9 protein-coding genes and 1 tRNA gene are annotated in these 22,246 nt (G+C 60.6%); 1 reads left to right on the forward strand and 9 read right to left on the reverse strand.

All coding sequences use genetic code 11. From position 1 onward, the window contains the following. Positions 1-80 precede the first annotated feature (80 nt). Together ACSYSS_RS06175 and ACSYSS_RS06180 are read right to left on the reverse strand one after the other, a co-directional pair. Positions 81-151 (reverse strand) — tRNA-Gly (locus ACSYSS_RS06175). Positions 152-263: 112 nt separating this feature from the next. Next, a complete protein-coding gene (locus tag ACSYSS_RS06180; RefSeq protein WP_491703169.1) occupies positions 264-818 on the reverse strand; it encodes a holo-ACP synthase in 555 nt (184 codons plus the stop codon). A 108-nt stretch (positions 819-926) separates the two neighbouring features. Here ACSYSS_RS06180 and ACSYSS_RS06185 point away from each other — a divergent pair, with 108 nt between their 5' ends. Beyond that, positions 927-1,286, forward strand: coding sequence for a DUF1516 family protein (locus tag ACSYSS_RS06185; protein WP_491703170.1), 360 nt, complete (start codon positions 927-929; stop codon positions 1,284-1,286). A gap of 367 nt (positions 1,287-1,653) precedes the next feature. Here ACSYSS_RS06185 and ACSYSS_RS06190 read toward each other — a convergent pair whose 3' ends face one another. From ACSYSS_RS06190 to ACSYSS_RS06220, 7 genes are all read right to left on the reverse strand, one after another. After that, entirely contained in the window at positions 1,654-11,115 is a 9,462-nt protein-coding gene (locus ACSYSS_RS06190; protein ID WP_491703171.1) for a fatty acid synthase subunit beta domain-containing protein, read from the reverse strand. A gap of 179 nt (positions 11,116-11,294) precedes the next feature. After that, positions 11,295-12,887, reverse strand: a complete 1,593-nt coding sequence (locus ACSYSS_RS06195) for an acyl-CoA carboxylase subunit beta (RefSeq protein ID WP_491704256.1) — start codon at positions 12,885-12,887, stop codon at positions 11,295-11,297. 38 nt (positions 12,888-12,925) lie between these two features. Then, a complete protein-coding gene (locus ACSYSS_RS06200; protein ID WP_491703172.1) occupies positions 12,926-14,884 on the reverse strand; it encodes an acetyl/propionyl/methylcrotonyl-CoA carboxylase subunit alpha in 1,959 nt (652 codons plus the stop codon). 114 nt (positions 14,885-14,998) lie between these two features. Further along, positions 14,999-16,177, reverse strand: a complete 1,179-nt coding sequence (locus ACSYSS_RS06205; RefSeq protein WP_491703173.1) for a biotin--[acetyl-CoA-carboxylase] ligase — start codon at positions 16,175-16,177, stop codon at positions 14,999-15,001. 212 nt (positions 16,178-16,389) lie between these two features. After that, complete coding sequence (locus ACSYSS_RS06210; RefSeq protein WP_491703174.1) at positions 16,390-17,916, reverse strand: MDR family MFS transporter; 1,527 nt, start codon at positions 17,914-17,916, stop codon at positions 16,390-16,392. A 442-nt stretch (positions 17,917-18,358) separates the two neighbouring features. Continuing rightward, on the reverse strand, positions 18,359-19,549 hold the full coding sequence (locus ACSYSS_RS06215; protein WP_491703175.1) for an iron-containing alcohol dehydrogenase family protein: 1,191 nt from the start codon (positions 19,547-19,549) through the stop codon (positions 18,359-18,361). 336 nt (positions 19,550-19,885) lie between these two features. Beyond that, entirely contained in the window at positions 19,886-21,613 is a 1,728-nt protein-coding gene (locus ACSYSS_RS06220) for a pyruvate oxidase (RefSeq protein WP_491703176.1), read from the reverse strand. Positions 21,614-22,246: the final 633 nt, after the last annotated feature.

Consider the following 22,246-nt stretch of genomic DNA (forward strand, 5'->3'; position numbering starts at 1 on the left):
CAGGGCAAATCGTAGAAATCGAAAAACAATGAAACCCAATTGCATCAATCACTTTGCCACTATGCATATCCAACGAGAAGAGCGGATGACGGGAATCGAACCCGCGTGATCAGCTTGGAAGGCTGAGGCTCTACCATTGAGCTACATCCGCGTTGCGCCGTCGATACCAAACCGAACAGCAAGATTCAAGTATACACGAACCCCGTGCCCGAACGACACAACCAGGGCAACCCGTCGATCATGCCGCCCATGGCAATCATGTTTCATGAGGAAAGGACCGCCACAGCGCAAGCTACGGGCCCGTCGTGACTCAACGAGATGTGCCAGCAGTACGAGACGGCATGCTCTTTCTCAGCATGACTTGCATCGGCGTGCTTCGCCTGATAAATCGGCACATATCGAAAAGCGTCCAAACTCGGGTCAACGCCGGATTCCTGTGCAACAGCTGAAGCCGCATCTTGAGAGTCCAAGCCCAGTGAGGAGTGTAAAACGACCTTGCACTCTTGCCCGAATGCCACCATAGGGCAGCCACGGGCATCGTCCAAAATCTCAACCTGAGCCCAAGGGAAATCGTCGAGAGTATAAGGGTAGGAGCGCTCCCCCAACGCCTGGCACCAAGCTTTCAGCACGGCTTCCTTGCCAGCCCAACGACCGGCAAGGTGCACTGCCTCATCGTCGTGTTTCAATGCCGCCCTAGCTCTTGCCTGGCGCAACTCACGGTCTGAAAACAGCGAGCGCATGCGGGTGCCCGGCTCGTCAAGCTGCTTCCTGAACCCGTCGACTTCCACCAAATCAAGCCCTACGCCTAAAACACTCACATTCACATGGTAACGGCTGACCAGGTCAGCGTACAATGAAGGAACGAATAACATCGACCGTGACAATCGTCTTGTCACCGCCGAACCACGAATGAAGGAACGAATCATATGGTGTGGTCATGGACGCATTTGGTCGTGGGTATCGTGCTGATCATAGCAGCTCTGCTCGGTCTCATCGGCCCTGCCAAACAAACGAAAATCTGGGCCATGGTGGCTCGCGTATGCTACGTCATCATTATCATCAGCGGCATTGTCATGTTCGCTCGGCCTTGGAAAGAGAACCCTGTGCTGCTCATTGTCAAGATTGTTGTGGCACTTGCGTTCATCGGCACCCTGGAGATGGGTTTCGCCAAGAAGACCCGTGGCGAGGCGAGCCTCAAGGTGCTTTGGATTCCGCTCGTCCTGGGTATCATCGTTGTGGTGCTTGGCTTCACCCTGACCAAAGGATTCCCGGTGACGACGCTGTAATGCCGCAGTTTTTATAGTCCATGGACAGCGGCGTCGAACTGCTCGGCGTGAATGATGTTGCTGGTTCAAATGCTAAGTTGGCCCAAAGGAACGGAATCCGACGATTTTCCGTTCCTTTGGGCCAACTTAGCATGGGCGACTACGAGTAACCATCAGCAAACATCAGTAGTTGGCGCAAAAGAATGTTTTCGCCCTAGATTCCGTTCTTTTGAGCCAACTTGGTGTGCTCCCCCTACCCTCGCATGCACCTTTAGCGGCAAAGATTCACACATGACGATGGCGGCCACTGACACTGAATCAGCGGCCGCCATCGTGGCATTTACCGAGTTAACGGATTGACCGAGGTTATTGGGTTATCTGCACTCACTTACTCGAAGTAGCCATCGGCACCGAGACGAGCATCTGGGTTCAACAGCATGGCCTTCTCCACCTCGTGTGAGTCGTAGCGCTTGCTGTCTTCGTGGAAGCGACGGTTGTCGATCTCCTCGAAGAGCGGGGCCTGACCCATCATGCCCATGATGCGATGACGCTCACCGGCGGCCAAACGGGCGTTGGCCTTGCGGCGCCATTCCTCAAGCGCTTCCTCACCCTGCGTATTGGCCACGGCCGCCTCAAAGGCACCAGGACTCACCAAGGCAACGAAGCCGGCGACGTGGCCAAAACCAAGCGACGTGGCCAGACCGGCCTTGACGCTGCCCACCTTGAGCGGCTTGCGCAGCCAGACCATGTGGTCATCCTTCTGCATCTTCGGATCGACGCACTCGAGCGCCACGTTGGCGGGGATGACACCGGACTTGAAGAGCTGGGTCAGGCCGTCGATCTGGAAGATGGCGGCACCACCCATCGCATGGCCGGTAAGGGACTTCTGCGAGATGACGAACAGCGGGTTGCCGTCGGTGCGCCCGATGGCGTGGGCCACGGTGTTGTGCAGCTCGGACTCGTTGGAGTCATTCGCATTGGTGGACGTGTCATGCTTGGAAACCACGGCGATGTCGTCAGGCGAGACACCAAGCGCAGCGAGCTGACGGACCAACTGCGAATCCTTACCGCCTTGGGCTGCGGCAAGTGCACCGAGACCTGGGGCTGGGATCGAGGTGTGGGCGCCATCGGCGAAGCTGTGGACGTAACCGACCACCGCCGCCACCGGCAGACCCATCTTCAACGCGATGTCGCCACGGGTGACCAGCATCGTGCCGCCGCCTTCGGACTCCACAAAGCCGTCGCGACGACGGTCGTTGGAACGGGAGAAGAAGCGGGACGAGATGCCCTTGGCGTACATCTTTCCTGCATCTGCTGTGGCACCCATGTTGCCGAAGCCGATCACCGAATCCACGCCGATGTCGTCGATGGCGCCGGTAACCACGAAGTCGGCCTTGCCGAGGGCGATCTTGTCAACGCCTTCCTCAAGGGAGACCGCGGCCGTGGCGCAGGCGCTAACCGGCTGGATCATGTTGCCGTATCCGCCGATGTAGGACTGCATGACGTGGGCGGCCACCACGTTGGGCAGCGCCTCCTGCAGGATGTCGGTGGGAATCTCGTGGCCGAGGAACCGGTCGAGGTAGAGCTTGCGCATCGAGGCCATGCCGCCGAAACCAGTGCCCTGCGTGCTGGCCACCATCGATGGATGGATGGTCTGCAGCACCTCGGCAGGGCTGAAGCCCGCGGAGATGTAGGCATCGACCGTAGTGACGATGTTCCAGAGGGCAATGGTGTCGACCTCGCCGACCATGGATGCGGGAATGCCCCACTTCACCGGATCGAAGCCCTTGGGGAACTGGCCGCCCACGGTGCGGGTCATAGCCATGCGCTTGGGCACGCGAATCATGGAGCCTGGGTGACGGGTGACAGTCCACTCATCGTTCTCCTCATCACGTTCCACACTGGTGTGGTCGGGGTCGATCTTGACATACTCACCGGCCATCTCCTGGCTCGGCACATTGAAGGCCACGTCGTGATCGAGATAGATCTCGGTCTCGCCGCTGGCGGTGCCGTCCTGATAGTCACCGCTTCCCATGCCCTCGTCGAAGGGGCGCAGGCCGGAACGGGCCACGACCTCGTCGTGATAGCGCTCGGCGATGTCGCCCTCGGGCACGAGATTGCCATCCGTATCGTACCAACCTGCCTTGGGGCTGTCCTGCCAAGTGAGCAGGCCCATGTTCCAGGCAAGCTCCAACACAGCACCGGCGGAAAGGTCAACCGTACCATCCGGGTGGATACCAAGCTCGGCCTCCTCACGCGTACGGCCGGAGCCCCACGTTCCAAGCTCGCCGATGGAGACGATGACGATCTCATCCTCCGGACGAGCGGTGACGCCCTTCCAATCGGCAAGATCGACCTTTGCCTGACGAGGCGGATTCGGCGTAGGCAGAGCCTTCAGAATCGTTGCGGATCCATCGGAAGCACCGTTCTGTGACTCGTCCGATGCGGCAGTATTGGCCTTGGCCCCCTGTTCATCGGCTTCAGCTTCGGAGCGCAACGCCTTGATGTCGATGGGCTCACTGCCCAACCCTCCGGTGAGGTCGGCGCTGATCGGGGCCTGAACAGCCTTGGCGCGCGACTCCTTGGTGGCCAGATCAAGCAGCTTGACCGAAATCTCCTCGGTGGAATAGGTACGAATGCCGTGACGCTCGACCACGTTCACCAGCGGGTCGTTGCCTCCCATAAGACCGGTGCCGCGCACCCAGCCGATGAGCGGGTGGGCAAAGGTGACTCGGCCGGACCAATCCTTTTCGGCGTGAGCACGGGTGACGATGGCATCGAACGAGGACTTGACCTCGCCGTATGCACCGTCGCCGCCGAACACACCACGGTTGGGCGAACCGGGCAGCACGACGTGAAGCTTGTGCTGCACATCCGTGTCGCTGCCCAAGGCCGCGAGGCCGGTGATGGCGCGTTCGACACCCCAAAGCATGAGGCGGGCCTGGGACTCGAAGAGGGCCCCGGAATCGGCCATGGTGCCATGCATCGGAGGGGCAGCGAACGGGAAGAAGAGACTCGGCTCATAGGCCGGCTTCAGAATGGTGGTGGTGGCACCGGTGGTCTTCTTGGAGACGTTGCCGATCCACTTGACCAAGGTATCCACATCACGGAAGCTGGAAAGATTCGCAGGGACGACCCACAGCTTGGCATCGCCCACCGCATTCTTGCGGTAGACCTGTTCGAACCAAGACTTGGCGCTCTGCTTGAAGCTATAGGACGTTGCGATGACGGTGGCTCCTCCGGCCAAAAGACCCGCCACCACTTGGCCCGCAATCGAGTTGGCGGCCACACCGGTGACCACGGCCACATCGCCTGCGAAGCGCGAAGCCGCAGGATTGCTCTCCGGCTTGGAGATCGCCTCCACGGCGATGCGATTATAGGTGGCCGCCAACGCGGCGTTGCCATCGGCCTGGGCCTTGGACTGGAACCATTTGGCTTCTTCAGCCACGGCCTCACCGGCACCGACGAAGCTCAGGCGTGAGACGTCGGAGTCGTGGTTGTAGTAGAGCCGTGCCAGATCCTCACGGGCGGAAGCCCAACGGTCGTCGAGCAGCAACGCCTTGCGCTCATCGAAGCGAGGAGTGACCTGCTTGACCCAGTCGCTGCCGAGCTCGGCCTCGACCGCGTCCACAACGGCGGCGTTCTCGTCCTCACCCGGCTCAGGCGCAGGCTCGGCAACGCCGAGCTCCTTCAGCACGAAGCGGGCAGTGGAGGCGAGCACACCCTTGGAACCGGTCACCTTGGCGGCGAACGCATCGAGAGCAGCGGAATCGACCACCGCACCGCCTACAGCTCCCCCGGCACTCGGCATGGAGACCGCCACACCGTGGTCGGCGGCCACCTTCTGCACGGCGGCATCGATCAGGGCATTGGCCCCAGCGGCGTTCTTGGCCGGCTCGGTGCCGAGCGTGGCCAAATCGTCTCCACGCGAGGAAGCACCCTCACGAGTCTCGAGCACCAGCGCGGAGAGTACATAGGACACCCAGCCCGCGCCAAGCTGCCATGTATCTGTCACACGCTTCTCCACCTGCTGCAGCTTGACACCTGCGGCACCGAAAAGCGAACGGATGCGATCACGTACGATGTCGGAAAGCACCGGGCCGAACGCCTTGTAGTTGGGGGCCACCTTGTTGACCAGAGCGAAGAGATCGATCATCGAGGCCTCGGCCGCACCATCGACGCTGGCCACGCCAAGCTCGGAACTGATGTCCATCAACAGCTGGTTGCGGCGTGAGGAGACACCATTGGTGAGTGAATCCGTAGTGTCGGATTCCCCGATCTGGTCGGGACGCACCTTAGCGGCGTATGCCAGCAGCGTGGCGATGCCATCCGACGCCTTATACGTCAGGTCGGCCGGACGCTCGCCCGAAGCCGCCACCGGTGCTGCCGCAGCAGGCTGCACTGCGGTTGGTGCGGCACCTGGAGCAGGTGCACCCGGTGCGGAGGCAGGAGCGACCTGCGCAGCGCCGGAGGGCTGTGCAGCAGGGACGGGCACGGCACCGACATTTGCGCCAGCGGCTTCGGCCTCGTCCTGGGGCTCATCGTCTTGGACCAACGAATCGGAGTCGGTCATGTAGACGCGGCCTTCGTCGCGCCCGAGGTTGTAGACGGAGACGTGGCTGCCTGAGAAGTCAGGAAGTTTGAGGGTCTTGGTGGCGAGGTTGGCCAGCGTGGGCTGGTTGCCCAGGCCCACCTCCACGTAATTCTCAACGCCGAGGCCACCCTGGGATGTGTCGCCGAACATGAGCGCCTGGGTCTCGATCCAGCGCACAGGCGAGGCGAACTGCCAAGCCAACAGTTCGGTTAGGAGCAGCCTGCCGAGCTTCTGCTCGTCGGCGGCATAAGAATCCCAGATCTCAGGATTGTCCAATGCCTCCTTGATGCGGGTGGAAGGCACCACGTCGAGGATCTTCTGCGCGAATTCACGGGTCATCTCGAATGGTGTGGCCACGAGGTTGGGGATGTAGCGACCCACCAAACGCTCGTAATCGAGATGCTCGGGCAGAAGGTTGTCGAGTTTGTCGCGGAAGTCGGGCACGCCCTTGCGCAGCAGCATGGAGTGGAACGGCACATCGATGCCGGCCACATACATCATCGCCGGCTTGCCGCCATACTCCTTGACGCGGCGTGCGGAGTCCTCCTGCAGGGCCTTCAAGCCCGCGAGAGTGCCGGCCACGACGTACTGCGAACCGGAAAGATTGTAGTTGACGATCTGCAGGAACTCTCCGGAAGCCTCAGAGACCGACTTCACGTAGTCGTCCACACCGTCGTCGCCCACGCCGAACTGGTTGGGGCGCAGAGCCGCCATGCGGTAGTTGGTGCGACCGTGCTCGTCGCGCTCCACGAGGTTGTTCATGGCGCTGCCACGCTGGAAGACCAGCTCAAGCACCGTCTCGAACGGGATGATGCCCGCGAACGAGCTCAGGGCGTTGTACTCGCCAAGCGAATGGCCGGCGAAATAGGCGGGCCACACGTCGTCTCCCGCCTCACGCAGACGCGAAGTCTGGGCGTAGGCGACGGTCGCGAGCGCCACCTGGGTGAACTGCGTCAGGTTGAGCAGTCCGTCCGGATGGTAGTACTTGACACCGTTGGCGATGAGGGTCTTCGGGTTGTCGCGCACAATGGCCAGGATCGAGAACCCAAGCTTTTCGCGCGTCAGTTTGTCAGCTCGCTCCCAGGTCTCACGTGCGGCGGCGGACTTGGCTCGTTCGTCAAGGACCATGCCCTGTTGCTGGATGCCCTGGCCAGGGTACACGTAGGCCGAGCACTGCGGACGCACGGCGGCCGTGCCGCGGGAGACCAGGTCGCCATCAATGCGGCAGGTGACTTCCATGAGCATGCCGCCATGGCGCACCTTGCCGATGCGCTCGACGGAGATCTCCACCTTGTCGCCAAGCTGCACCATGCCGTACATGTTGTAGGTCCAGCCGACGATCTCGTAGTGGGCTCCCTTTTCGTCGGTGGCCTGCAGCACATGCTGGGCGGCGGCGGAGAGCCACATGCCGTGCACCAGCGGTGCCTTCAGGCCCGAGACCGAGGCGCCTCTATGGGAGGTGTGGATCGGGTTGAAGTCGCCTGAGGTGCGGGCGAACGCGGTCATCTCGCTGGGCGCGGTGAGCGTGACACGGCGCATCAGGCGGCGCGGGGTGGAGACCACCAGGTCCTTCTTGTCCTGCGCGATATGTTCCTCGAATGGTGTGCCGGCACCGGTCTGCTGCTCCGCATAGTCAAGGTAGCCACCGTAGTCGGGTACATCGGCGGGAAGCGCCTCGGAGTAAGAGCGGCCGCGCACGGCGAAACGCTCCACCTCGTGGGCCAGCACGGTGCCGTCGGAGGAGGTGTGGGTGACGTGGATAGTGACGATGCGGCCGGAGGCGGACTCGGCATAGCGCTCGGCCCAGCTGGTGAGATTGACGGTCTCGCCAGTATGCTGCAGCAACTCGTTCTCCGTGACTTCAAGCTCCATCTGATGATCAAGATGCACGGCGTTCAGGAGACCTTCGATGACGGGGTATCCATGTACGTACACACTGCCAAGCGCCGTGTAGATGGCGGGCCAGGCCGGGCCCACCAGCGCGTCCGGAGCAATGCGCGAGGCATGCAGACTGCCGGGCATGATGCCTGCGGTGGCCGCCTCGTGGTCGTAGCCGAGGTTGCCGGAAAGGGTGTAGCTGGTATGCGCCAGGCCGAAGGGATAGGTCTCCTTGTCTTCGGACTGCTCCACAACAGGCATCGCGGTGAGCTTGTCACCGGTGATGGCGGTGTTGCCGATTCCGGCCGTGGCCGCAAGCATGTCGTAGACGTGCTTGGGCAGGCGGTCACGGTCAACCACCGGGAAGAGACCCGGCTCCTCCGGCTTGACATTGAGCGGCACCACAATATCGCGCACCGCGTGCTTGGAGAGCCCGCCATCGGGATCGTTGTCCCAGAAGGTGTCGAGATGGATGTCGAGATCGAACTTCTGCACGCCGCCTTCGAAACCGGCCGAACGAATCTCGTAATACTTGTCGCCATTGGGTGTGCCGTAGGCGGGGTTGGCCATCAAATGACCGACCCAGGAGATGTTCGGGGACTTGCGAATGTACTCCTCGGCCGTGGCCGCCGACGCCAACTCCGCAAAGGCTGCTTTGGGCTCGATGCCGGCCTGCTCGTTCATCTGCTTGGTGCGTTCCAGCGCAGCGGCCTCGAAGCGGCCCAGGATGGAGCCGACCGGCTCGTCTACTGTGGTGATGCCGGCTACGGAAATCGGGCCCGGGATGGCGCGCACCTGATCGGCGGTGTAGCGGGGATCCTCGGACTGCCAAAGCTGATCCTGGCCCCACCAGCGCAACAGGTCGTTGTCGATGGCAGGCACGAACGGCATGGGCTTGTGGTACTCACGCACGAGGGTGATGAACCAGGCCACATCAACAGGATTGACCAACACCTGATTTGCGAGCGGATACGCCCGACTCAGCTTTTCTATGGCTGCCTGCGGATCGGACTCAACGTCCTTCCTGGAGTTGAAGAGCGAGGCGAACTGGCCGCTCTCCTGCTCGCAGACCCTGGCCTCGATGCGCTGCAGCAAGTGCAGGAAGCGGTCGGCATACGTGGGGTCTGCCCACGGGAAGGACAGCTCGGCGAAGCGCTTGGCCCATTGAATGTAGGTCATCTTGTCGATGTCGCCGAAGTAAGGGCGAGAAGTCTTGTTCAAAGCCTCAATGATTTCATCACGGCGACTTTCCAGCTCCTCCGGGTGCTTCATGACGCGAACCAGCAGACGGCCGCAACGGGCGGACGAGTTTTCGAGCTCGTAGATGTCGGCATGCAGATGCGAAAGGCCTGAGGCCACCCCGCCCTTAGCCGCAACTCCGGAAGGCACCCAGTTCTCCCCGAGCGGGGCAAATGGGTCGGATCCATCAGGAGTCGGAGCGATGCCGGGCGTGGCAACGAGCATGCGCTTGACATCCGGATTGGTGTGCGCCTCTTTCGCCGTCATCGCGGCGGTGCCGATGAGCACGCCGTCCACCGGCATATTGGGGCGATCATACGCCTTGGACCACTGACCGGAAATATAGTCGGCGGCACGTTCAGGGGTGCCAATGCCGCCACCGGCCACCAGCACCAGGTTCTCGCAGTCACGCACATCGGCGTAGGTGTCGAGCAGCAGCGCGTCCAGCGACTCCCATGAATGATGGCCACCTGCGGCACCGCCCTCAACCTCGGCGATGATCTTGACCGGAGCCACGGCCTTGGCAATGCGGACGACCTGGCGAATCTGGTCTACGGTGCCGGGTTTGAACGCCACGTACGGGAAGCCCTGCGAGCGCAAGGATGCAACTAGCGTTTTCGCCTCATCAAGTTCCGGAATACCCGCGGAAACCACCACGCCATCGATAGGCGTGCCCGAAGCACGTTTCTTGGCGACGATGCCGGCAGGGCCGAACTGGAGGTTCCAAAGGTAACGGTCCATGAACATGGCGTTGAACTCGATGGTTCGGCCTTCTTCAAGGCGATCCTCAAGCTCCGCCACATTACGGTCGAAGACGGAGGCAGTCACCTGACCGCCGCCGGCCAACTCAGTCCAGTACCCGGCGTTGGCTGCAGCAGCGACGATTTCGGCGTCCACGGTGGTCGGTGTCATGCCGGCCAGCAGCACGGGCGGCTTGCCTGTCAAATCACTGAACTTCGTACGAATCTTCTCACCCGCGGGAGTGGAGAGCACGGTTGGAGCGAATTTGCTCCAGTCCTGGGTGCGGGCCGGTTCATCTTCCATGGTGGAGAGCGCTGCACGGGCTTCGCCGGTGTCGGCCTCCACCACGCCCACGCCGGTGCCCTCCACCAGCGTACCGATGAGCTTGCCCACCGTGTTGCCCGGGCCCATGTCGAGCACCCACAGTTTTGTGGGGTCTGTCGAAGACAGCAACGAGTTGATGCGGCCGGCCCAATCCACATGGTTGACCAGCACCTCTTCGGCGAGCATCCTGGCACGGGAGACATCAAGGCCACAAGCCTGCGCCCACTGGACAGTGGAGTCCACGGCGGCCTTCATCAGCGGGGAATGGAACGGAATGGTGACATCGAGAAATTCGAGGATCGGGTCGAAGACCTCGCCGCCACGCACCTTGTCCTTACGCAGCTGGGCTTGCTTCTTGTGCTCCTTGCCAGCCTCGACCACGAACGACGCCAGATCCTCGGGATGACCGGAAAGCACCGTGTTGTCAGCGGCATTGGTGACGGCGACTACGATGGGGCCGCGCGGTTTGGCCACACGAGCCACCAAGGCTTCAATCTGGCGTTTGGTGGCACCGCGCACAGAGAGCATTGGGGTGGCGCTCCCGGACTTGGTGGAGATGGGTAGCAGACGGGCCTGACGCGTTCCCGCAGCACCGATCAGGCGGGCGATGGCGAGGATCTCATCGATCTGCGGCGTCGCGGCCTCGATGGAACCGGCATTCCTGATGGCATCCACCATGTGCACGGCGATGATGCCCTGCGAATGGCCGAGCACCGCCACCGGCTTGGCTTGGTTCACATCGTAGCCCAGATTGGCGGCGTCGATGATGGCGCCGAGCTGGGCCAGGGCAATGCCGGGCACACTGGCTGCGGCTTCCGCCGCGTTGCCCAGCTTGGCCGGGTTCGGCTCGAAGCCGAAGAGGTCCACTGTGCCGCCTGTTGTGGCGAGCAGGTCGGGGGTCACGGCCGAAAGCAGGCGCTGGGACGCGTCAGCATGGCTCCGCAGGGTCTGCTCCAGGGCGGGGTCGGTGCACTCGTCGTCGAGCGAGACCACCCAAGGGGTGGACTGCCCTCCGAACGCCAGTGCATGGGGCTCGGAACTGAGGCGATTGAGGAAGAACGTATTGTCGGTCATTGAATTTCCTTTATTTTCCATGAATTCCATACTATCGGATTGCTTGTTGCACATATTGTAAACCAGCTCGAAATGAGCGGCGGAGGAGAATGAGAAAAATCACTGTGCCTTCGCCCGGCAGGCATCTGAGCTGTATCTGCCGGCACAATCCGATTGCCGGCTGACATTGAATTGAGATATCACATAGGCTGGTTGCCGTGATGCTTGCCCGTACGCCTCACGCGCTTCTTGCTCGCCAAAAGCGTAAGCGACTCCGAAATGGCGCTGCGCGTCTGCTCAGGATCAATCATGGCATCGACCTGGCCGGTTTCCAGCGAAAGGTTGGCATTGAGCGTCTCGTTTTGGTATTCGTCAACATACTGGCTACGCAGCGCATCAACATCCTGGCCACGTTCCTTGGCCTTGTGCAGGTCCTTGCGGTGAATGATGTTGACCGCACCCTCAGCGCCCAATACAGCGATCTGGCTGGATGGCCAAGCGTAGTTCACATCGGCGCCGATGGCCTTGGAGCCCATGACGATGTAGGCACCACCAAAGGCCTTGCGCAGAATGACGGTGATCATCGGCACCTGGGCGTTGGCATAGGCGTAGATGACCTTCGCCCCGCGGCGGATGATGCCGGCGTGCTCCTGATCGCTGCCCGGTTTGTAGCCCGGGGTATCAACAAGGGTGATGATGGGAAGGTTGAACGCGTCGCACAGCCGCACGAAGCGCGCCACTTTCTCGCTGCTCTTCACGTCGAGGATGCCGGCCTCAACCGCCGGCTGGTTCGCTACGATGCCCACCGGCTTGCCGTCGATGCAGGCAAAGCCCACAACCGCCGAAGTGGCGTAAAGCTCCTGCACCTGCACGAACTCACCATAATCGACGATGCAACGAATCACTTCGAGCACATCATAGGGCTGGCGGTCGTTTTCAGGCACAATCGTGCCCAGACGCTCGGCGTTCTGCCTGTCGGCGCGCTTGGCGGCATAGGCGTAGATGGGAGGCTTCTCGTCGGAATTCTCGGGCAGATAGGCCAGCACGGTGCGGGCGTAGTCGATGGCATCCGCCTCGTCCTCGCCCAGGTAATGGGCCACGCCTGAAGTGGAGTTGTGCACCTCGCCGCCGCCCAAATCCTCCATGCTGATCACCTCGCCGGTGGCGGTCTTTACGACGTCCGGGCCGGTGACGAACATATTGGAGTTCTCACGGGTCATGATGATGAAGTCGGTGAGTGCAGGGCAGTAGACAGCTCCCCCGGCGCAGGGTCCGAGAATCAGCGAGATCTGCGGCACGAAACCACTCGCCGCGCACGTCTTCTGGAAGATGTGGCCGTACTGGGTGAGCGACTCCACACCCTCCTGGATGCGGGCGCCGCCCGAGTCGATGATGGCCACGATCGGAATCTTGAGTTCAAGCGCCATGTCCATCAGGTGGCAGATCTTCTCGCCCTCAGCGTGGCCGATAGTGCCGCCGCGCACGGAGAAGTCCTGCGCGTAGACGGCCACCTTGCGACCGAAGACGTCGCCGAAGCCGGTGATGACCGCCGAGCCTGCGACACCGCCATTGATGTTGCCACCGGAGAAACGTCCGATCTCCTGGAACGTGCCCTTGTCGAACAGCAGGTCGAGACGCTCACGCGCGGTGAACTTGCCCTTGGCGCCCTGCTTCTCATGGGCCTTGTTCTCGGCGGCGCGGGCAAGCTCGGCGGCTCGGGCCACGGCGGCGCGAATGGGCTGGCCGCCGCCTCGACCCGCCGACTGCTCCTCGATGGGCTCATTGGATTGCATCGCCTTTTGCACGGAGGATGTCATCATGATGTCCGTCATCAGCGCACCTCCTTACCGGATTCGTCGGCCTTGCCATCTGCGGATTGCGCGGTGCCGCCGTCATTGCGGGAACCCGAACCAGCAGCGTCCGCAGCGTCGCCGGCTGGCGTCCCTGCACCATCGCCCAGATTGAGTTTGATGAGCAACGTACCCGGATCTACGGATTGGGAGGGCGTAACGCAGATCTTCTCCACCGTTCCGCCCACCGGTGCGTAGACGTAGTTCTCCATCTTCATGGATTCCAGCACGGCAAGCAAATCGCCCTTGGCCACTTCCTGGCCGGGAGCCACGTTCACACGCGTCACCACAGCCTGCATGGGCGAGGCGATGAGCCCCGTCTTGCTGCCGTCGTCGATCTTCGCAGCCTGCTTAGTGCTTGCACCACCGGAGGCTCCGCCGCGAAGCGGCTGCCGAGGCCTGCGGGGCGAACCGCCTTGGGCACCCTGCGAAAGGCCGGCCATGATGTCCTTGGGCACGCTCAGCTTGACCCGTTTGCCGTCCACCTCGATGGCGAACGACTCGGAAACCTGCTGTGTCTTGGCCTCACCATCCTCGGAAAGCGAGGCCGGCTGACCTCCCTCGGCGCTGGCCGGCTTATGGTTCAGGTACTTGCGTTCCAGCCACTTGGTGGAGACGGTGAACCGACCCGGCTCACCATCGTGGTCTTCGGCGGTGAACTCCGGGTCGTTGAAGATCTGCTCGAAGAGGCTCTTGGGTGTGGGCACACCTTCCAGCTTGAACTCCTTCAAGGCACGGCGCACACGTGCGATGGCCGTGGGCCTGTCCTGCGCGGTGACGATGAGCTTGCCCATCATCGAGTCGAACTTCGGGGAGACCACGTCGCCCACCTTCACGCCGAAGTCAACGCGGATGCCGGGGCCGGAAGGCCAGTTGAGGCTTTCGATGGTGCCCGAGCTCGGAGTGAGGTTCTTTTCGGGATCCTCGCTGGTGATGCGCAGTTCGAAGGCATGGTCATGGGTCTGAGTGACCGGTGTGAGGTCCTCGCCGTTGGCGATGTTGATCTGCTCACGCACCAGGTCGAGCCCGCTCACCTGCTCGGAGACGGTGTGCTCAACCTGCAGGCGTGGGTTCACTTCGAGGAAGTAGACCTTGTGTTGCTCGGTGACCATGAACTCGCAGGTGCCCAGACCCACGTAGTCGACGGTGCTGAAGAGGGCACGCGAGTAGCGTACCAGCTGGTCGAATTCGTCATCCGTGAGGAAGGGAGCCGGAGCCTCTTCGATGAGCTTCTGGTTGCGTCGCTGCACGGAGCAGTCACGGGTGGAATAGACGGTGAAGTTGCCATGGGAATCGCGGCCGGACTGCGTCTCCACGTGGCGGGCCTTGTCGATGAACCGCTCCACGAAGTACTCGTCCAGGTCGCCGCCCTCAAGCGCGTCATGATTCATGTAGAAGCTGCGCAACTCGTCATCGTTGTGCACGAGGGTGATGCCCTTGCCACCACCGCCGTCGGTGCGCTTCATCATCACGGGGTAGCCGTTGGTCTGGGCAAAGGTGAGCAGCTCGCGCATATCGCTGACGGGCTCGGAAAGGCCCGGCACCGGCGGTACATGGGAACGCTTGGCCACGCGGCGGGCGGTGATCTTGTCCCCCAAGTCGGTCAAGGCCGTGGGGTTCGGGCCAATCCAGGTGGCGCCTGCCTTGATGACCTTCTGTGCGAAGCTCGGCACCTCGGAAAGGTAGCCGTAACCAGGATGCACTGCGTCGGCACCGCTACGGCGGAGCACATCGATGATGAGGTCCTCGTCCAAGTAAGCCCGATAGGAATCACCGCTCAGCAGATAGGCCTCGTCAGCCATATCGACATATTGGGCGCCACGGTCCTGCTCAGCGTAAATGGCGACGGTGGGAATACCCATCTCGTGCGCTGTTCGGATGACGCGCAGCGCTATTTCGCCACGATTTGCCACTAACAATTTATTGACATTCTTGCCCATAATATCTTATTAATAGTCGCCGGCATTCAGCTCCACGCGCGGGAAACCTACAAAATTCCATACGCGGTTTTGTCGCTTCGCACAAACCACAGGCGGTTCCCTTGAATTTCCCGCCTACGCGATGACGCCCACATCAGCGGTCTGGACGACCCTGCGGACTCCGTCCTCGCCCTTAATGGTCAGCGAGGCATCGAGGTTAAGATCTACGGCACGACCACGCAGCACAGACCCGTCAACGAACTTGGCCTCGACTCTCCGCCCCAGTGTCCAGCAGACGGACTTCATCTCCCGATACAGTTGCCGGCGTGTTTCCTCTGGTTTGGCCACCAACTTCGCCAGCCGCCCACGCAAATGCCGCGCGATGCCAGCGGCAATGGCATCGCGCAACTCACGGGGGTCGGGCAACGGCCGATAGATCAATTGCAATGAAGTGGAAATAGGGGTGGGCAGTAACTCCTCGTCAAGATCGAGGTTCATGCCGATGCCAAACATCACACCCATAGCGGGGCAATTGCCACCTGGCAGAACATCACCTAAAATCATGCCGCCTTTGATGGCATCATCTGCATCGTCGTGGCCCTCGGTGCCGTCGCCCGGCACAATCGCCAACGCATCCATTCCCATCGGCAAGTCACTCACGAGCTCCGTCAGGATGCCACCGAGCTTGTGGCCGTTGTAGAAGATGTCGTTGGGCCACTTGAGCTCCAAAGCATGCGCCGGGTCAATGAGCTTGGCACCACACTCCTCCATGGCGTCCTCAACGGATTCAATAGTGGCCAGGCCGACCTCGATGGTGAACCAGCCGTTGAAATCCGGATTGGTGACCAGAGCCGTGGGCAGCGCCGTCATGAACGTGACCAAGAACGAGGAGCCGGCTTTGTCAGCCCACTTACGCCCCAGTCTGCCATGGCCGGAGGTCTGGGCTTCGGCACACATTGCCGCCATACGCGGCTGACCTTGTGGATCCACCAAAGGCAAGCTACCATCTCGGATCAACTGGCGGGAAAGGAACATGGTGGAGTCGATGGCGGCAAGGGCAATCACCTGGTCTGCCGTCTGTTCAGTGCGCGGCAACTGTGGCACCTGCGCCTCTGCCTGTTCGGCGAAGTCAGCGTACTCGGCAGCCACAACGTTGAGATCGGTCCTGCAACCTTCCGTCGCACCAGCACCAGCCGCCTCAACCTCGCCAGCCGCAACCGCGCCAGCTGTGCCGACCGCATGAACGGCATTGGTCTGCTCTGACTGCACCGTCTGCTCGGACATTTTCACCTGCTTATCTACTTTCTCAACCATGCTTTGAGTATATTCAGAGACACGAAAGTCAGATTTCAGGATCAATTCTGCCTCAATCACCTTCAAGCATCAAAAATGGGGCGGAATCAAACAATTCACACCCCATTTTGATGGTTACGCCGCGGTTGTCATGACCCGCCGTTCTATTTCGCTCGCCCTGTGGCGAAATTGGGTGGGTTTACAGGCACCGCACTTCAAAGACAAGCGCCGAATCAGTGCCGAACATCCGAAGTCTCCCGCTTCTTGGCCAGTCCGAAGGAGACGACGAAGCCGATGACGGCGAGGGCCAGAGCGAAGGTAAAGCCCCAGCGGGAACCATTGACATACGACATTTGCTCAAGCGCCTTGCCGGCATACGCACCATCGCCATGTGCTCCCATGTAGAAGCTCTGGCCTGAGCCCAGCAGGATGGTGGTGACGGCAGTGACCACGGCGCCGAGCACCTGTTGGACAGTGTTGACGATGGTGGAGCCATCGGTGGAAAGAGACTCGGGAAGCGAGCCGAGCGCCGAGGATTGGGCCGGGTTCATGGCCATCGGGATGCCGATCATGAGGACGATGTGGGCCAGGATGATGTAGGCCACAGGGCTGGTGGGTTTGGCCAGCATAAGCAGGACCAGGCCGACCATGGCGATGATGAGGCCACCACGCACCAGAATCTTGGCGCCCATGGAGTCATAGAGCCTGCCGGAGATCAGCGAGACCACGGCGTTGATCACACCGCCGGGAAGCATGATGAGACCGGTCATTGCCGCGGCGATGCCCATGCCCTTCTGCAGTTCCTGCGGCATCAAGTACATGGAGGCCAGCGTGATGCCGAAGTCCATCACCACGATGGTCATGCCGACAGTGAATGGCTTGATGCCCAAGGCATGCAGGTCGATGACCGGGTTGGTCATGTGAAGCTGACGGTAGCAGTACCAAGCCAGGGCCAGCACACCGACTACAAGAATGACAACGACGGGGGCGGTGAAGCCGAGCACGCTGATGAGGCCGACGCCGAGCACCAAGCCACCGAAGCCGAGCACCGAGGCGATGCAGGAGAGCGCATCGATCTTCGGACGAGTCAGCTTGTAGGGGTTGACCATCCACAGGGCGGCGCAGACAAGCGCGACCACGGCAATAATGGCGAAGCAGAAGAAGATGGCACGCCAGGAAAGCGCTCCGATGAAGGCACCGGCGAGAGTAGGCCCAATAGCCGGGGCGAACATGATCACCAGGCTGGCGGTACCCATGGCGAAGCCGATCTTGTGCAGCGGGAACACCTCAAGGATGACGGCGAACATCATCGGCAAAATCAGTCCTGTGGCGACGCCCTGCACCATGCGGCCGATGAGCAGCACGGCGAAGCTCGGCGCAAAACCCGAAAGCAACGAGCCTACCAGGAAGGCACCCAGACCCACGAAGAGGATGCGGCGGGCCTTGAACCACTTCAGAAGCAGGCTGGTGAACGGCAGGACGATGCCGATGACGAGCATGTAACCCACCACCATCCACTGCGCCACGCCCGCGGTGATGTTGAAGCTCTTCATGAAGTCCGGCAGCGCGATGTTCATCGACGTCTCGGAGAGCATGCCAAGGAAGGCACCCAGGTACAGGCCGATCATGGCCAGCATCGGATGCTTGGTGTCGTAGCGGGCCTTGGCCGGCTCGAACTGCTGGTTTCTGTCTTGCTCAGTCTCGGTGTGCTCCGGCTTGCCGCCGTTATTACCCGTTTCGGGCATGGTTGTGTTAGTCATGGTTGAGCCCATGAATCCCTTCTCATTCCTGCGATCAGTTGGTGATGCTGCAACATAGCGCGTTTGGAGCACGCATGGAACCCGGCGAACCCCCGGACATGCATCCAACGCATTTCATTATCGGGGGTGACGCACTTGGCGTCCACTGACGGTTGCACCGGATAGACAATGCACATACCGGCGGGCTGAATAGCCACAAACCAAACGGGAACCCCTCGCAATTCCCAAGCGAAGACTTTATTATTAGCGCTCCCGCGGACAATCCATACGCCATTGACTTAATTCGCATAGGCCGGTTGGTACGCAGTTATGCAAGGATGCGGGTTTTCCGGCGGGGTTATGCACAGGCGCCCCTTGTTCCGGCGTAAGCTTGGCCGAACGGCCTTGAGTGTCCGGAACAAGGGGTGCCTGAGCATAACTCGGAACTCGCTTGAAAGGAATCTCACACCTTGCGCGGGGTCGGCGAAACGCAGCGATGCGCGTGGACGGCCTCTAAGGCCTTGGCACAGCCTTCCTTGTCGCCGGCGCGCAGGGCGCGGCCGTAGGCATCCGTGTCAAGTATGGCCTGTTTGAAGCGCTCAGGGGTATAGCCATACGGCGCGCGCCCCCACTCGTTGGTCTTCTGCGCGCGCTCGACGATGCCGTCCAAGGCATCAAGCGGGCATTCGATCTGCTCAAGTGTGACGGGCAACCCCAGCTGCATGTTGATATCGGCAAAGCGCTTGACCCCTTCGACGTTGTCGTCAAAGGCCTCGACGATGATCGTACCGAAGCCGGTGAGCTCACCGTGCAGATGGCGGCGGGATGCCTCGCCGATGCCGGTGTATGCGTTGTAGAACGCGTGGGCGACGCTGGAATTGAAGTAGTATGCCCCTTCCTTGGCGCCGAGATTGGTTGTCATGTTGGAGACCAAGCCGGTCGAGACGATGATGTCGAGCACGACCTGCTGGAGTTCATAGCTGGACCTACGCGCCTTCTTGTCGGCCATGGCCTTGACAGAGTAATCGAACAACGGCTTGCCACAGGCCGTCGCCAGGGCGCGGCCCATCAACGGGGTGTGCGGCAGGTCGAGGTCGCGGCTGGAAAGCTCGACCTCGGGCTCTTTCGACAGCGCGTCTCCGATACCGGCCCAGAAGTAGTTGTCGGGGCTTTCGGAGATGACCTGCGTGTCGATGAAGCAATGCAGCGGCGGCTCCTTGGGCAGGAAGTAGTTGTCGACTGAGTTGTCCTCGTGGTAAAACACGCCGATGGCCGTGACAGCGGCGCAGTTGGAGGCAAGCGTCGGGAAGGTGAACAGTGGCTTGCCCGCAAGCTCCGCGATCTCCTTCGACTCGTCGACCGCGCGGCCACCACCCATGCCGAAGACCATATCGGCCTGCTGTACACGCGGATCCTTGGCCATCTCTGCCGCCACATCGTGACGAGCCTGGCCACCGTACCAGATGAAGTCAAGAATCTTTACGTCCGTGCCCTCCAGCGCCTCACGCAGACGTGGGCCAGCGGCGTTCATCGCCTTTTTGCCGCCGATGACAACGGCGGTGCGCCCATAGCGCCTGGTGACCTCTGGCACGGCCTTGTAGGCATCGACACCCACAGTGTAACTAGGCAGATAATTCGTACTTGTTAGACTCATCAGACTCCCTTTCCTTTGTTTTGCCAATGATGTAAGTCACACAATAATGGCGGTATACACAAGGAGTGGTTCTTCGTCTCAATATGAGAAAACAATGTAGGCACGATTCGCCAGAAAATCGCCTTTATCATAGGAAATTATGCACAGAGCCACATCAACATTCCCAAGAACACTGATATGGCTCCACTATTCGCTAGGAAAAAGCGCCTTTCCCACATGGAGAGTTATGCACAGATACCCCTTGTTCTGGCGTAAGACCGGCCGAGCGGCCTTGGAGCGTCCAGAACAAGGGGTATCTGTGCATAACTCGGAACTTGCTTTAAAGGACAATCACCTTCACAGGAACTGACGCATGATCTCGCGAAGCGGCGGCATCTTCGGGATGCGGAATTGCTCGCCGAAGTAGTCGAAACCGAACTTCATATAGCCTTTGGCCTCGTCCCAGACGATCTTGCCGGGCAGCGGGGCCTCGTCGGCGGAAGCGCAGTTGATGATGACCGGTTTGGTGGGGTTCTTGTACTTCTCTATGGCGGCGTCGAACTCCTCGTCCGTAGTCACGTTCACGCCGATGCCGCCGCAGGCCTCGGCGAACTTGGCGAAGTCGATGTCCGCCAGGTCGATGCCGTAGTTCTGCTGGCCCACCGACTGCTGCTCGTACTCGATGAACGCAAGGAGGTGGTTGTTCAGGACCACTACCACGATGGGCAGCTGGTACTTGACGGCGGTGACGAAGTCCTGCATCACCATGGCCATGGCGCCGTCGCCGCACACTGCGTAGACGGGGCGGTCGGGCATGTCAGTCTTGGATGCGATGGCGCCTGGAAGCGCGCAGCCCATGGTGCCGAGCCACGCGGAGATGATGTACTTCTGGGTACTCTTGGCATCGATGAAGCGGGCGCCAAAGGAAGTGGATGTGCCCACATCGATGGACCAGACGGCGTTGTCCGGCGCCACATCACTCATCTTGGCGAACGCACGGGACGGCAGCACACCCTTATGGGACTTGCTTTCCGTGTCCTTCATCCACTTGCGCCACGTGGCCATGTTCTTGCGGCAGGCCTTGAGCCAACCGGTCTCCTCAATCTTCTCGCCGCGCTCGTTAAGCTGGTTCAGCGCATCGGCGGCATCTGCAACAATACCCACTTCCACAGCGTGGCGCTTGCCGATATGGTCTGGATCCAACTCAATCTGGATGGCGGGGATCTTCTTGTTGAGGTACGGCGCATACGGGTAATCGGTGCCGACGAGGATGAGCAGGTCAGCGTCGAACATGGCTTCATAGGCCGGCTTGGTGCCGAGCTTGCCCACCTGACCCAACGCATTGGAGTGGTCGTCGTCGATAGTGCCCTTGGCCGGCATAGTCTGGATGAACGGCAACGAGTAGCGCTCCACAAACTCCTTGGCCTCAGCCTTGGCGTTCTTGGTACCCACGCCGAAGAAGGCCACCGGCTTCTTGGCCGAGTGAATCATCTCCAGGGCTTTGTCGATCTGCGCCGGATCGATGACCGGGTGTGAGCGGTGGAACTGGTCGGCGGTGGGCTGGAACGTATCTTCAATCATGTGGTCGGGCACATCATCAGGAATGGTGAGCACGGCCACACCTTGGTGGAGGTATGCCATGCGTATGGCCTCATCCATGACTTCAGGCACCGTCTCGGGGCTGGCGACCAGCTTGTTGTACACGGCCACGTCGTCGAAGAGCTTGGCGGTGTTGACTTCCTGGAAGTACCCGGTGTTGAGCAAGCTGGACTGAATCTCACCGAGAATGGCGACGACCGGCACGTGGTCCATCTTCGCGTCGTAGAGGCCATTGAGCATGTGGATGGCACCCGGGCCGCCAATGGAAAGGCAGACTCCCACCTGACCGGTGAGCTTGGCGTGGGCTGCTGCGGCGAGCGCACCCACCTCCTCATGACGCACCTGAGTGAACTTCACCTCGTCGCGCTTACGGTATAAAGCTTCTACTGTTGTATCTACCGAGTCACCCGGCAAACCATATACATTATCGACTCCCCAGGCCTGCATGACTTGGACCATCTTGTCTGCGGCATTGATTTTCCCCATTCTTTGTCCACCTCATTATTCTTCGTTGTTTTGGAATTTATACATCGAACTTATCATTGTTGTATTCCGTCAAACGTTTTATGAACCACGTATTCGCCATAGACTCACGTGATATATTTCACAATGTGATATACATCTTATTTTCTGAACAAGCAAAGCGAGAAATCAAACGCATTTTCCCTCATACAAATCGACGTGGCAAAATCCGGGACCAAACCGGATTGGACAACCACTGGAAATGTCACAGGAGTCCTGCACCAGAGCGATGCCCCCATTTGCAAAGAGAACCGTCACAGTGCCAGGCACAACCATGAGTGCGTACAACAACCCACGATCCCTTCCGGTGGTATAGTTAAGCACGGGTATGAGGTACACCCTGGGCATAACCGTCCGAACCGCCATTGAGCTGACGACTTCTGCAGGGCTGCAGGGGTATTTTGTATCGGTTCCTTCCCTGAAACGCATTTGGAGAGGAGCACAATATGGCCAAACCTTTGAATTCCAACACCTTCACAGTCACGATTGAAATGCCACGGGGGTCTCGCAACAAGTACGAAGTGGATCACGAGCACGGGTCGAACGCCAATGTTTTGTGCATTCCTGACGATGTGAGGTACGACGCGGTCCAAAGTC

It is taken from the genome of Bifidobacterium sp. ESL1118 (genome assembly GCF_058505595.1).

Coding starts and splice junctions, on each gene's coding strand:
- ACSYSS_RS06185 (WP_491703170.1), top strand. CDS start 927: ATGGTGTGGTCATGGACGCATTTGGTCGTGGGTATCGTGCTGATCATA.
- ACSYSS_RS06190 (WP_491703171.1), bottom strand. CDS start 11,115: ATGACCGACAATACGTTCTTCCTCAATCGCCTCAGTTCCGAGCCCCAT.
- ACSYSS_RS06195 (WP_491704256.1), bottom strand. CDS start 12,887: ATGCAATCCAATGAGCCCATCGAGGAGCAGTCGGCGGGTCGAGGCGGC.
- ACSYSS_RS06200 (WP_491703172.1), bottom strand. CDS start 14,884: ATGGGCAAGAATGTCAATAAATTGTTAGTGGCAAATCGTGGCGAAATA.
- ACSYSS_RS06205 (WP_491703173.1), bottom strand. CDS start 16,177: ATGGTTGAGAAAGTAGATAAGCAGGTGAAAATGTCCGAGCAGACGGTG.
- ACSYSS_RS06210 (WP_491703174.1), bottom strand. CDS start 17,916: ATGACTAACACAACCATGCCCGAAACGGGTAATAACGGCGGCAAGCCG.
- ACSYSS_RS06215 (WP_491703175.1), bottom strand. CDS start 19,549: ATGAGTCTAACAAGTACGAATTATCTGCCTAGTTACACTGTGGGTGTC.
- ACSYSS_RS06220 (WP_491703176.1), bottom strand. CDS start 21,613: ATGGGGAAAATCAATGCCGCAGACAAGATGGTCCAAGTCATGCAGGCC.